8 protein-coding genes are annotated in these 13,230 nt (G+C 68.6%); 5 read left to right on the plus strand and 3 right to left on the minus strand.

What is annotated here, in order from left to right:
• Nucleotides 1–98 precede the first annotated feature (98 nt).
• The 3 genes from ABT360_RS25125 to eccD all read right to left on the minus strand — a co-directional run bounded on the left by ABT360_RS25125 (nucleotide 99) and on the right by eccD (nucleotide 4,550).
• A complete protein-coding gene (locus ABT360_RS25125; RefSeq protein ID WP_351820679.1) occupies nucleotides 99–2,321 on the minus strand; it encodes a polyribonucleotide nucleotidyltransferase in 2,223 nt (740 codons plus the stop codon).
• 298 nt (nucleotides 2,322–2,619) lie between these two features.
• Complete coding sequence (gene rpsO / locus ABT360_RS25130; protein ID WP_006346214.1) at nucleotides 2,620–2,910, minus strand: 30S ribosomal protein S15; 291 nt, start codon at nucleotides 2,908–2,910, stop codon at nucleotides 2,620–2,622.
• 155 nt (nucleotides 2,911–3,065) lie between these two features.
• Nucleotides 3,066–4,550, minus strand: coding sequence for a type VII secretion integral membrane protein EccD (gene eccD / locus ABT360_RS25135; RefSeq protein WP_351820683.1), 1,485 nt, complete (start codon nucleotides 4,548–4,550; stop codon nucleotides 3,066–3,068).
• Between the two features lie 238 nt (nucleotides 4,551–4,788).
• Here eccD and eccCa point away from each other — a divergent pair, with 238 nt between their 5' ends.
• The 5 genes from eccCa (at nucleotide 4,789) to ABT360_RS25160 (ending at nucleotide 12,927) form a co-directional block, all read left to right on the plus strand.
• On the plus strand, nucleotides 4,789–8,757 hold the full coding sequence (gene eccCa / locus ABT360_RS25140; RefSeq protein ID WP_351820686.1) for a type VII secretion protein EccCa: 3,969 nt from the start codon (nucleotides 4,789–4,791) through the stop codon (nucleotides 8,755–8,757).
• Between the two features lie 115 nt (nucleotides 8,758–8,872).
• Nucleotides 8,873–9,451, plus strand: coding sequence for a hypothetical protein (locus ABT360_RS25145; RefSeq protein WP_351820689.1), 579 nt, complete (start codon nucleotides 8,873–8,875; stop codon nucleotides 9,449–9,451).
• Nucleotides 9,452–9,518: 67 nt separating this feature from the next.
• The gene (locus ABT360_RS25150; protein ID WP_351820692.1) at nucleotides 9,519–10,022 is read left to right on the plus strand and encodes a hypothetical protein; all 504 of its coding nucleotides are present in this window, start codon (nucleotides 9,519–9,521) and stop codon (nucleotides 10,020–10,022) included.
• 2 nt (nucleotides 10,023–10,024) lie between these two features.
• Entirely contained in the window at nucleotides 10,025–12,313 is a 2,289-nt protein-coding gene (locus tag ABT360_RS25155) for a DUF6571 family protein (RefSeq protein ID WP_351820694.1), read from the plus strand.
• Complete coding sequence (locus ABT360_RS25160; RefSeq protein ID WP_351820697.1) at nucleotides 12,310–12,927, plus strand: hypothetical protein; 618 nt, start codon at nucleotides 12,310–12,312, stop codon at nucleotides 12,925–12,927. The genes ABT360_RS25155 and ABT360_RS25160 overlap by 4 nt, the downstream gene beginning before the upstream one ends.
• The last annotated feature ends 303 nt before the right edge of the window (nucleotides 12,928–13,230 follow it).

Consider the following 13,230-nt stretch of genomic DNA (forward strand, 5'->3'; position numbering starts at 1 on the left):
GAACCGCCCGTCGCGCAGCACGCTCCCCAGCCCGGCCTCCGGCACCACCGCCTTGCCGGTGGCGGAGGTGCGGGCCGTCGCCTTCGAACTACGGGACGTCACTGGTCGGTGTCGTCCTTGTCGCCCTCAGCGGCAGCGTCCTCGTCCGCGACCACGGGGATCAGGGAGAGCTTGCCGCGCTGGTCGATCTCGGCGATCTCGACCTGGACCTTGGCGCCGACCGCGAGCACGTCCTCGACGTTCTCCACGCGCTTGCCACCGGCGAGCTTGCGGATCTGCGAGATGTGCAGCAGGCCGTCCTTGCCCGGCATCAGGGACACGAACGCACCGAAGGTGGTGGTCTTGACGACCGTACCCAGGTAGCGCTCGCCGACCTCCGGCATGGTCGGGTTGGCGATGCCGTTGATCGTGGCGCGGGCGGCCTCGGCCTGCGAGCCGACCTGGGCACCGATGTAGATGGTGCCGTCGTCCTCGATCGTGATCTCGGCGCCGGTGTCCTCCTGGATCTGGTTGATCATCTTGCCCTTGGGGCCGATGACCTCACCGATCTTGTCCACGGGGATCTTGACGGTGATGATCCGCGGGGCGTTCGGGGACATCTCGTCCGGCGTGTCGATCGCTTCCATCATCACGTCGAGGATGTGGAGGCGGGCGTCGCGGGCCTGCTTGAGGGCCGCGGCCAGGACGGAGGCCGGGATGCCGTCCAGCTTGGTGTCGAGCTGGAGGGCGGTGACGAATTCCTTCGTACCGGCGACCTTGAAGTCCATGTCGCCGAAGGCGTCCTCCGCGCCGAGGATGTCGGTCAGCGCGACGTAGTGCGTCTTGCCGTCGACCTCCTCGGAGATCAGGCCCATGGCGATACCGGCGACGGGGGCCTTGAGCGGCACACCGGCGTTCAGCAGCGACATGGTGGAGGCGCAGACCGAGCCCATGGACGTCGAACCGTTGGAGCCGAGGGCCTCGGACACCTGGCGGATCGCGTACGGGAACTCCTCGCGCGTCGGCAGCACCGGCACGATGGCGCGCTCGGCGAGCGCGCCGTGGCCGATCTCGCGGCGCTTGGGCGAGCCCACGCGGCCGGTCTCACCGACGGAGTACGGCGGGAAGTTGTAGTTGTGCATGTAGCGCTTGCGGGTCACCGGGGAGAGGGTGTCCAGCTGCTGCTCCATGCGGAGCATGTTGAGGGTGGTGACGCCCAGGATCTGGGTCTCGCCACGCTCGAACAGGGCGGAGCCGTGCACGCGCGGGATGGCCTCGACCTCGGCGGCGAGCGTACGGATGTCCGTCAGGCCACGGCCGTCGATGCGGACCTTGTCCTTGATGACGCGCTCGCGGACCAGCTTCTTGGTCAGCGCGCGGTACGCGGCGGAGATCTCCTTCTCGCGGCCCTCGAACTGCGGGAGCAGCTTCTCGGCGGCGATCTCCTTGACGCGGTCCAGCTCGGCCTCGCGCTCCTGCTTGCCGGCGATGGTGAGCGCCTGGGACAGCTCGTTCTTCACCGCGGCGGTCAGCGCCTCCAGGACGTCGTCCTGGTACTCGAGGAACACCGGGAACTCGCCGACCGGCTTGGCGGCCTTGGCGGCGAGGTCCGACTGGGCCTTGCAGAGGACCTTGATGAAGGGCTTCGCGGCCTCGAGACCGGCGGCGACGACCTCCTCGGTGGGGGCCTCGGCGCCGTCCTTGACGAGCTGGATGGTCTTCTCGGTGGCCTCGGCCTCGACCATCATGATCGCGACGTCGCCGTCCTCCAGGACGCGACCGGCGACGACCATGTCGAAGACGGCGTCCTCGAGCTCGGTGTGCGTCGGGAACGCGACCCACTGGCCGTTGATCAGGGCGACACGGGTGCCGCCGATCGGGCCGGAGAAGGGCAGGCCGGCCAGCTGCGTGGAGCAGGAGGCGGCGTTGATCGCGACCACGTCGTACAGGTGGTCGGGGTTGAGCGCCATGATCGTCTCGACGATCTGGATCTCGTTGCGCAGGCCCTTCTTGAAGGAGGGGCGCAGCGGCCGGTCGATCAGGCGGCAGGTGAGGACGGCGTCCTCGGAGGGGCGGCCCTCCCGGCGGAAGAAGGAGCCGGGGATCTTGCCGGCCGCGTACATCCGCTCCTCGACGTCCACCGTCAGGGGGAAGAAGTCGAGCTGGTCCTTGGGCTTCTTGGAAGCGGTGGTGGCCGACAGCACCATGGTGTCGTCGTCCAGGTACGCCACGGCGGAGCCGGCGGCCTGCTTGGCCAGGCGGCCCGTCTCGAAGCGGATGGTGCGGGTGCCGAAGGAGCCGTTGTCGATGACGGCCTCGGCGTAGTGGGTCTCGTTCTCCACCAAAGCGAATTCTCCGTTGCTTGTCGTCTTTGCGTCCCGGACGCCCGTGTGGCGAGGGGACGGGGCGGAGAAGTGCACCGTGTGTGCGGGGCCGGTCTTCGATCGAAGCGCCCGGGGTGATCTCTCCCGGGGGCCACTACCGAGGACCGGCGACGGCGCCGGGCACCTCTCCAGTATGTGATTGTCGCTTTTCCGTTATTGCGTTGTGTAAGCCAGCCTACAAAGGGGAGGCGACACTCCGCATGTACAGCAAAGGGAGCGGCCCCCTCAGAGTGGGAACCGCTCCCTTCACGGCGTCTTACTTGGCGCCGCCGGCCGCACCGCGGCGGATGCCGAGGCGGTCGACCAGCGTACGGAAGCGCTGGATGTCCTTCTTGGCCAGGTACTGCAGCAGACGGCGACGCTGGCCGACCAGGATCAGCAGACCACGACGGGAGTGGTGGTCGTGCTTGTGGGTCTTGAGGTGCTCGGTCAGGTCCGAGATACGGCGGGAGAGCATCGCGACCTGGACCTCGGGGGAGCCGGTGTCGCCCTCCTTGGTGCCGAACTCGGCCATGATCTGCTTCTTCGTAGCGGCGTCGAGAGACACTCGGTACTCCTCTTGGTGTTCGATGCGCCCACGAGTGCCCCTGGTCTTGGTCTCAGGGGAGCTTCCGTGACTCGGAGGCGAAGGTCCGATGAGCGCTGCTTCCAGATCATCCGGAAGCGCGTACACAAACGGCCGTTACACAGCGTACCAGCCGCTCAGGACGTCATGGCACGGATCGAGTGGTAGACGTCGAAGACGGCGAGGCACAGAGGGAGCAGTGTCAAGAGTACGAAGGTCTCCGCGATCTCCAGGAAACGCCCCCAGAAGGGGGTGACGCCCTTGCGCGGCACGATCAGGCCGATGGCGGTGATCAGGGCGGCGACGCCGGCGACCGCTGCGGCGAGCCATACCGTGCGGATGTCGAGTGCCGTGGCGTCGCGCCACAGATCCGCGGGCGGGTTGAGGCAGAGCCCGAGGCCCAGCAGGACGAGGGCGCCGAGGCCCGCTGCGAGGGCGCAGCCCACCTGGGCGGTGTAGCGGAAGAGGTGGGCGCGCATCAGCATGGCGACGCCGGTGGCGAGGGCCAGCAGCTGTCCCCACAGGTTGTCGGAGAACCCGAGGACCGCGGCGGAGCCCACGGCCACGAGCGCGCAGCCGCCGACGAGGCCGACCAGCAGCTCGTGGCCCCGGCGGACCTGGGCGGCGATGCGCTCGGCGTCCACCGGCCCCTGGGGCTCGGGGTCGTCTCCGTAGCCGCCGACCGTGGTGCGGGGCGGCTCGAAGCCGATGGGGAGGCGGGCGAAGCGGGTGGAGAGGCCGGGGAGGAAGGCGAGTGCTCCCACGGCGAGCGGTGCGCACACGGCGGCCGTCTCGGCCGGGGTCATGGTGGTGAGGATCGCGGCGAAGGTCACCAGGACGCCGATGCCGGCCGCGAAGACGAACGCGACGAAGGGGCCGTCCCCACTGGGCGCGACGAGCGTGAGGATCACGGAGACGACGAGCACGGCGGCGCAGGCCAGCAGGAACTGCAGCTTGCCGTTGCCCTGCCCGGCGGCCGGCGGCAGCAGCCCGGCGCCGGCGACGGCGGCGTTGGCCATGGCGCCGATGCCCAGCGCGACGGAGGAGCCGCGGTCGTCGTACACCCGCGCGCGCACGCCCGCCAGCGCGAGCAGCAGCACACCGCTGACCGCGGCCAGGATGCCCGGCAGGCCGTGCATGTCGTGCCTCGGGTCGGCCGACCACAGCACGAAGGCGAGCAGGACGAGCAGGACCGAGCCGCCGAAGAGGCCGGCGCCGCGCATCAGGTCGTCGGTCCACAGGGTGCGGTCGCGGGCGACCGCGGAGGCGACGGCGTCGGAGACGTCGTCGAAGACCGCGGGGGGCAGCGACTCGGCGAACGGCCTCAGGGACAGCAGCTCGCCGTCGAGGATCCGCTGGGCGGCGAGGGAGCGCGCGCTGTCGAGGACGGTGCCGTCGCGGCGTACCAGGTGATAGCCGACCGGGGCACCGGCGTCGGGGCTCTGGCCGGACAGCCGGAGGACCTCCGGGTAGAGGTCGGCGACGGGGATGTCCTCGGGCAGTGCGACGTCGACACGGCCATCCGGTGCGACGACAGTGACACGGCAGAAGCCCGTTCCGCCGCCGGACGGAGTCGCGGGAGCCGGGTGACCAGTTCCGGTGGCCGCGGCTGAGGCCGTCATACTCACCTGCTGCTTCCCCTCGTGGTTGTCGTGGATCGTCGGCCTGGCGCGGTCGCGAGATCCGTAAGCGTTCGAGAGACCCGTAATTTGCGTTGGTTCATGCGCGCGCCAATACGTCGCGCCACCCTACCGCCCACCCGTCACCCCCTCCGCCAGTAGGATCCCCAGCGCGGATGGAGCCCGTCGCCACGGGGGCGCCGATAGGAACATTTCCGTCCGGCAAGGGAATTGGTGAGCTGTGAGTCAGATCGTCGTCAAGCGCCCACCACGGGCCCTGCCCTCCGAGGTACCGGGCGATCCGGTGCAGCTGCAACCGCCGCCCGAGCTGCCGAGGGGTCAGCAGGAGGGCGTTCTCATGCAGCTGTTGCCGACGCTGGGCATGGGCGGTTCGGTCGTCTTCTTCTTCATGACTCCGAACCCCGTCATGCGCATCATGGGCATGGTGATGATCGCGTCCACCGTCGCCATGGCCATCGCGATGATGGTGCGTTACCGGCGCGGGACCCAGGGGCAGCTCGCCGACCTCCGGCGCGACTACCTCAAGTACCTGACGCAGACCAGGCGTTCGGTGCTGAGGACCGCGCGCCTGCAACGCGACGCGCAGTACTACCTCCACCCGTCCCCCGAGCAGCTGTGGGCGCTGGTCGCCGAGGGCAGCCGCGTCTGGGAACGCCGCGTGGGCGACGACGACTTCGGGCAGGTACGCATCGGCCTGGGCAGTCAGCAGCTCGCCACCCCGCTCGTAGCCCCCGAGACCGCCCCCGTGGACGAGCTGGAGCCGCTCACGGCGGGGGCGATGCAGCAGTTCCTCTCGGCCCACGGCACGCTCGAGGGCCTGCCCATGGCCGTGTCCCTGCGCGCCTTCTACCACCTGACGGTGAGCGGAGACCCCGACTCCGTCCGCTCGTCGACGCGGGCCATGCTCGGTTCTCTCGCCGCGCTGCACTCCCCCGAGGACCTGGTCATCGCCATAGCCACGGATCCCGCCGCGGCACCGCACTGGGAGTGGGCCAAGTGGCTTCCGCACGTCCAGGCACCGGGCCCCGGTGACGGTGCCGGCAGCCGGCGCCTGATCACGACGGACTCGCGGGACCTGGAGGACATGCTGGCCACGCGTCTGGAGGGGCGTCCGCGGTTCCACGGCGGGAGTCAACCGCTGCTGGACCAGCCGCACATCGTGGTCGTACTGGAGGGCCAGTCGGTCCCCCAGGCGTCGGCGCTCGCGGCCCCGGAGGGCCTGCAGGGTGTGACGATCATCGAGGTGTTTCCCGGAGAGCTGACGGGTGCCCGCGGCGCTCTGTCCGTGATCGTCCGCCCCGACTCCCTCCAGCTGGAGTCCGCCCACGGCCTCGTGTACGACGGGACCCCCGACCGTCTCGGCCTGGAGGCCGCCGAGGCCCTCGCCCGTCAACTCGCCCCGCTGCGTATCGCCTCGGGATCGGACGACGACGAACCGCTGCTCGCCAACCTGGACTTCACCGACCTGCTGAACCTGGGTGACGCCGCGTCGGTCGACGTCAGCCGCACCTGGCGGCCGCGGTCGCAGTCGGAGCGGCTCAGGGTGCCGATCGGGGTCGGCGAGGACGGCTCCCCGGTGATGCTGGACCTCAAGGAGGCGGCCCAGGAGGGCATGGGCCCGCACGGCCTGTGCGTGGGCGCCACCGGTTCCGGCAAGTCGGAGCTGCTGCGCACGCTGGTGCTGGGGCTCGCGGTCACGCATTCGTCGGAGACCCTCAACTTCGTCCTCGCGGACTTCAAGGGCGGTGCCACCTTCGCGGGCATGTCCCAGATGCCGCACGTCGCCGCGGTGATCACCAACCTGGCGGACGACCTGACGCTGGTGGACCGCATGGGCGACTCCATCCGCGGGGAGCTCAACCGCCGGCAGGAGATGCTGCGCGACGCCGGTAACTACGCCAACATCCACGACTACGAGAAGGCCCGCGCCGCGGGTGCGCCGCTGCAGCCCATCCCGTCACTGGTCCTGGTGATCGACGAGTTCAGCGAGCTCCTCACCGCCATGCCGGACTTCATCGAGATGTTCGTGCAGATCGGCCGTATCGGCCGTTCGCTCGGTGTCCACCTGCTGCTGGCGTCGCAGCGTCTGGAAGAGGGCCGGCTGCGCGGCCTGGAGACGTATCTGTCGTACCGGATCGGCCTGCGGACCTTCTCCGCCGCCGAGTCCCGTGCGGCGATCGGTGTCCCCGACGCCTACTCGCTGCCGAACGTCCCCGGTTCCGGATACCTCAAGTACGGCACGGACGAGATGGTCCGCTTCAAGGCGGCGTACGTCTCCGGTGTCTACCGCTCCAACCAGCACGCCGCGCTGCCGGGCGGTCCGCTCCCGGTGGACCGCCGGCCGGTGCCCTTCACGGCCGCGCCCGTGCCGGTGCGTTACGTCGAGCCGACCGCGCAGGCGCGTGTCCCCGAGGCGCGGGGCGCGGAGGACGACGCCCTCGCCGACTCCGTACTCGACGTCATCGTGCGGCGGCTGGAGGGACGCGGCGCGGAGGCCCACCAGGTGTGGCTGCCGCCGCTGGACAACCCGCCGCCACTGGACGAGATCCTGCCCGGTCTCGCGGGCGTGGAGGGCCGCGGTCTGACGCAGCCCGGATACGAGGGCGCCGGCCGGCTGGTGGTGCCTCTCGGCGTGGTCGACAAGCCCTTCGAGCAGCGCCGGGACGTCCTGTACCGGGACTTCTCCGGAGCGGCCGGCCATATGCAGATCATCGGTGGTCCGCAGTCGGGCAAGTCGACGCTGCTGCGCACCCTCGTCGCGGGCTTCGCGCTGACGCACACACCGCAGGAGGTCCAGTTCTACGGCCTCGACTTCGGTGGTGGTGGCCTGTCTGCGATCGCGGAGCTGCCGCACGTGGGCGGGGTGGCGTCACGCCTCGATCCGGAGAAGGTGCGGCGCACGGTCGCCGAGGTGTACGGCATCCTGTCGCGGCGCGAGGAGTTCTTCCGCAGCACCGGGATCGACTCCATCTCCACGTACCGCAGGCTCCGTGCCCGCGGTGAGATCTCGGTGACGGACCAGCCCTGGGGCGACGTCTTCCTCGTCATCGACGGCTGGGGCAACTTCCGCACGGATTACGAAGGCCTCGAGCCGGCCGTCCTGGACATGGCGGCGCGCGGCCTCGGTTACGGCATCCACGTGATCCTCACGGCGTCGCGTTCGATGGAGGTGCGCTCCAACATCAAGGACCACCTGATGAACCGGCTGGAGCTGCGTCTGGGCGACACCATGGACTCGGAGGTCGACCGCAAGATCGCCGTCAATGTCCCGAGCGGTGTACCGGGCCGCGGTCTCATTCCGGAGAAGCTGCACTTCATGGCCGCTGTGCCGCGCATCGACAGCATCAACTCCGACAGCGACCTGGCCGAGGCCACGGCAGCGATGGTGCAGGAGATCGGCCGCCACTGGACCGGTCCTGCTGCCCCGAAGGTACGTCTCCTGCCGCGCGAGCTGCCGGCGCAGAACCTGCCGGCAGGGTACGTGGAGCCGAAGCGAGGTGTCGCCTTCGCCATCGACGAGAACAACCTGGAGCCGGTCTTCGTCAACTTCGACCGCGACCCGTTCTTCCTGGTGTTCGGCGAGAGCGAGTCGGGCAAGTCGAACCTGCTGCGGCTGCTGATCAAGCAGGTGTGCGAGCGGTACGACGGGGACTCCGCGAAGTTCTTCGTGATCGACAACCGGCGTGCGCTGCTGGACGTCACCCCGGCGTCCCACCTGGCGGAGTACGTCCCCATGTCCAACAACATGGACCACCACGTGGACGCGCTCGCCGACCTGATGCAGCGCCGCACCCCCTCCGCCGACGTCACGGCGCAGCAACTGCGGGACCGCAGCTGGTGGCGCGGCCCGTCGGTGTACGTGGTGGTCGACGACTACGACCTGGTGTCCACGTCGAGCGGCAACCCGCTGGCCAAGCTCACGGAGCATCTGCCGTTCGCACGTGACGTGGGCGTCCGCTTCATCATCGCCCGCAGTTCGGCGGGCGCGAGCCGGGCGTCGTACGAACCCTTCATGCAACGGATGATGGAGCTCGGCGCCCAAGGCGTACTCCTTTCCGGTGACCCGCAGGAGGGCGACGTGCTCGGTGGCGTGCGGATGCGGCCGATGCCGCCCGGGCGGGGCGTCTTCGTCTCGCGGCAGCGGGGGAATCCGTTGGTGCAGACGGGCTGGCTGGGGAATCCCGAGTGAGCGCGGGGGCAGAGTGCGTGGCGCCGCCGAACCGCCGCCCCAGCCGGCATCGGTTGACGCGGCTGGCCCCGCCGGGCTCTCCGCCGTGGGAGGAGCCTGGGGAAGGGCAGGCGACATGAAGGCGATGGCCATGTTCATGGTGGTCTTCGGCCTGGGGTTCGCGGTCCTGGGATTCGCCAACCACCGGACGATCTGGTGGCGGTTCCAGGCCCGGCGGCACGCCGACCCGGCGGCCCACGAGCCGTCGGACGCCGGCTTTGCCGTCCAACGACTGCTGTGCTTCGCCCTAGCGGCCCTGGCGTTCTGGGGTTCGTTCTCCACGTTCCGTCTCGTCACGCCCGACGGAGTGGACCAGGACGAGCTCCTCGAGCGGGTGCGGTCGGTGGCCCGTTCGTTCGACGAATCGACGAAGTCTCCCCTGCCGGGTGTGGACGACGGATCCTGGTCCTCTTACCTGGACCCCGAACTCCGCGGCCCGGAAAGGGACGATCCGACGGCTCGGCTGGCGTGGCGTTCGGGCGCCCTGAGCCCGGACGGCAATGTGGAGCGCTACGACGTGAGTGGCACGGAGAGCACCGTCTGCCTGACGTTGACGGCCAGGCCTTCCGCGGACCAGCCGGTCCCGGCTCACATGGGGCCGGTCTACTTCGATCTGCGGGCGGAGGCCACGGACGGGACGTGTGCTGAGGGCTGAGCGCTGAGGGCTGGGTGGAGCCGGTCGCCGCATCCGGTGCCCGACGGACAAGGGGAAGGGCAAGCACATGGCGTGGGACGAGTGGGAACAACTCAAGACGGACGCAGCGGAGCGTCAATCGACGCACATGCAGCTGAACCAGGCCGCCGCGCAGGGGTCCGGTGGAGGTAGCTACGGGGACCTCGTGGCATCGCAGAGCGACCTGGCAAAGATCGGCGACAACGCTTTCAAACTGTTCAACCGATTGTGGAACGAGGCCCGCGTGGCCGGACCGAGCAGTTCCAAGGCCGCCGAGGACCTCAAGACACAGGGCTTCGAACTCGGCACAGGTGCCAGTCATGTGGCCAAGCGCTGGGAGGAGCAGCTCGATTCGCTCAGGGACGCATGCGCACACATCTCCAACCACATGAGAGTGACCAAGAAGATCCACGCGGATGACGAGCACTACATCGGTGGTCAGCTGAGCAGCATCTCGGCGCTCGTCGAAGGGTTCGACGAACGGGTCGGCTCCCCAGGCAAGAAGAACGAGATCTACGGCCCGCCGAAGAAGGAAAAGAAGGGTGAGGACTAGGGATGGATCTGGACACTCTTCGCTTCGCGAAGTTCGGCCTGCTCGACGAAGCCATCACCGACTGGACGACCCTGATCAGCAAGCTTGAAGACCTCAAGCGGGATGCCGACGACGGCCTACGGGCCCAGGCCAACAAGGCGAACTGGGCCGGGAGCAACGCGACGGTTTCCAAGGCGTTCATCGGTAAGACGGCCGGGGAGTTCGCCGACGCCCACACTCAGGCCACCTCGATCCGGAACATCCTCAGGGACACCCGGAACGAACTGCAGTCCTTCCAGAAACAACTCGAGGACGCGATCGAACGCGGCCTGAAGAAGAACCTCACTGTGGTCTCCACCGGGGATGGCGGCTTCACGGTCACGATGAACATCCATCCGGACCGTGCTGCCAAGGGGGCCACTGTCCCGGACCACACCCCGCAGGACGTGACCGGTCTCCGCGACGAGATCCAGAAGATCCTCAATGAGGCCACCCAGAGCGACACCACGGCCAGCACAGTCCTCAAGGCACTCGTCGACCAGAGCAAGCTCGGTTTCTCCGACGCCGGTTACAAGGACCGCGACTCGGCTGCAGCCGCGCTCAAGGAAGCCGACGACCTCGCGAAGATCGCGAAGAAGAATCCCGAGGACCTCACCGTCAAGGAGTTCGACCTCTTGGCGGTCGGCCTGAAGAAGTACGCGAACGACGACCTCTTCGCCGAGCGGTTCGCCACCAACCTGGGCGGCAAGGGAACGTTGGAGTTCTGGGCCGACCTCAACAGGCCGATGATCAATCCCGAACTCATGCACGAGCGACGCGACCAGATGGACGACCTCCAGAAGCATCTCGGTCTGACGCTGGCGACCGCCAGTCAGAGCGACACGGCCGCCATGGAGTCGTGGAAGCGGGATGTCGTCAACTTCGCCGACAAGCCGCTGGAGAAGAACGGCGGCATGCCCTTCGGCGGCCAGGTCATGAGCAACCTGATGCGGTGGGGCGACTACGACGACAAGTTCCTGAACGAGTACGGCAACAAGCTCGTCGCGGCCGAGAAGAAGGTCACCCACAACGGCACCCATGGCGCCTGGCAGCCCATGGGGGTGGATCCGCAGCTCAACCACACGGGAACCGACTCCGGCTGGGACCCGATGACAGGCTTCTTCAAGGCACTCGCCAACAGCCCGGACGCGGCGACCGAGTTCTTTGGCGACACGTTCGTCACGAAGGACGAGGACCACGACTTCAAGGTGGAAGGCAAGGACGAGCGCCGGTCTCTCAGCAACTTCGAGTACTTCTTCGAAGAGCGCGACTGGCCCCATGACTACGACAAGGACCGCGAGGAAAGCATCGCGGGGCGGAACAACCTGGCGATGGCGCTGGAGGCCGCGACGACCGGCCACCCCGCGGGCGAGATGCCGACGGCCGACCTGGCGCCGCACTCGGAGGCGCAGGCCAAGCTGATGTCGGCCATCGTCGCGTCGGTCGAGGAAGACCCCAAGCGGCTCACGGACCACGCCCACATGTCCGACAGCATGGGTCAGATCGCCTCCGAGTACCTGCCCGACATCAACCGTGCGATCGCCGACGACCCGCACGGGAACACCGACCTGCTCTTCCCCCTGGCGGGCGCCCAGGCCGAACTCGACCACAAGGACGTCACAGCTTTTCTGATCACCGTGGGGCAGAGCCCCGACGGTTACGCAGCTGTCGAAGTGGGCCAGAAGGCATACATGGCAGATCTCATGGACTACCACCTCAACCCGGACCTGCCTGCGGATCAGCGTTATCCACACTCAGCGCAGGAGACGATCGAGACGATCACTCGGCGTTCAGGAGAGGTCAGCGGATCACTGGCCATCGGTATGCAGGAAGCTGTTCTGGGCCCAGCCGCCAAGGAGGCGAAGGAGTTCTCCGACTCAGTCGCGCAGCAGAAGAACGCATGGTCCGGAGCCATCGGAACCGGCATCGGCGTCGGCGTGAGCTTCATCGCCACACCGGTAGGCGGTGCGGTCGCCAGCGGTGTCGCCGGTACCGTCAGCGGCATGGTGCTCGAGCACATCTTCCAGCAGTCAGAAACCGATGTGCTGACGGAGGCCAGCAGGAACGCGGGTGACCTGTGGGAGAAGAGCAGGGACCTGAGCGCGGAACACGGCCAGAGGGCGGCCATCGACGCGGCCAAGGTCCATGGGCTTCCCCATCCGGACAAGGCGGCGGACTGGGCCCTGACGGGGCGTGACAACGGGTTCAATGACGCTGCCACCAATGCCAAGGGCATGGCGGACCACCTCACCACGGAGGTGCCGGCCGCATGACACACGCCGGCATGGCCACGGATCCGGGACAGACCGAGGGCGCTCCGTCGTCGGCTCCACGGCGGCGCAGGGCACGGCGGCAGCTCGCCGCTCTCGCGGTGACCGCCCAACTCGCGCTGGTACTCGCCGCCTGCTCGCAACCGGAGGAGAAGCGGTCCTTCACCGTGCCGCCGGACCTCTGCGGCACCCCGGTGCCCACGGCTGCGGTGGACGCGGTACTGCCGAGGAGCGGCAAGACCCTGAAGACGCATGCGCCGTCGCGCGAGGTGGGTGGCACGCACTGTCGTGTCGTCGTCGACGGCACGACAGTGTTCAGCGCCATCTCCGAGTGGCAGGTGGACCCCTCCGTCAGGAAGGCGGCCCGCATCAACCCGTACATCGACCTCGACGAGCACACCAGCGCGGACGGAACGTACATGTGGTCCGGAAAGGGCGGCGTGCGCCGTATCCCTTGTCCGGTGGCTGCCAAGGACCATCCCGACCGGAACCAACTCTTCGTCAGGGTCCTCATCTACAACGACAAGTTTTCGGACGCCGACGCGGCCAAGAAGCTGCTGCTCGCCTACGCGAAGTCCGTCGCCGACTCGGCGGCCTGCAAGGGGCTGGCGTCATGAGACCTGGGGTCTGTCGCATCGGGATGGGCGAGGGGTGGGTGCCCCTCGCGCGTGCTCACGCCGGGTCAGCGTCCCGAGTCGACGGCCGGCAGTCGGACGGCTCAGGCGACGCAGTCGGCAGAGCCCCCTGTGACCACCATTGTGGTCGCCCTGCCCTCAAGACGACCTGGCCGTTCTCCATGAGAGCCTGGTCGATGTCCGCGCCCACTGCCCACTGCATCTGACCGTCGGCTACGGAGGGGCGGCCCGGGGCCCCAAACCGGCTCGACCGCACCGGCCTACCACCCGCGCCTGAGCACCGGC

The organism is Streptomyces sp. NPDC000229, from assembly GCF_040300825.1.
In the GTDB taxonomy this organism is placed as follows: domain Bacteria; phylum Actinomycetota; class Actinomycetes; order Streptomycetales; family Streptomycetaceae; genus Streptomyces.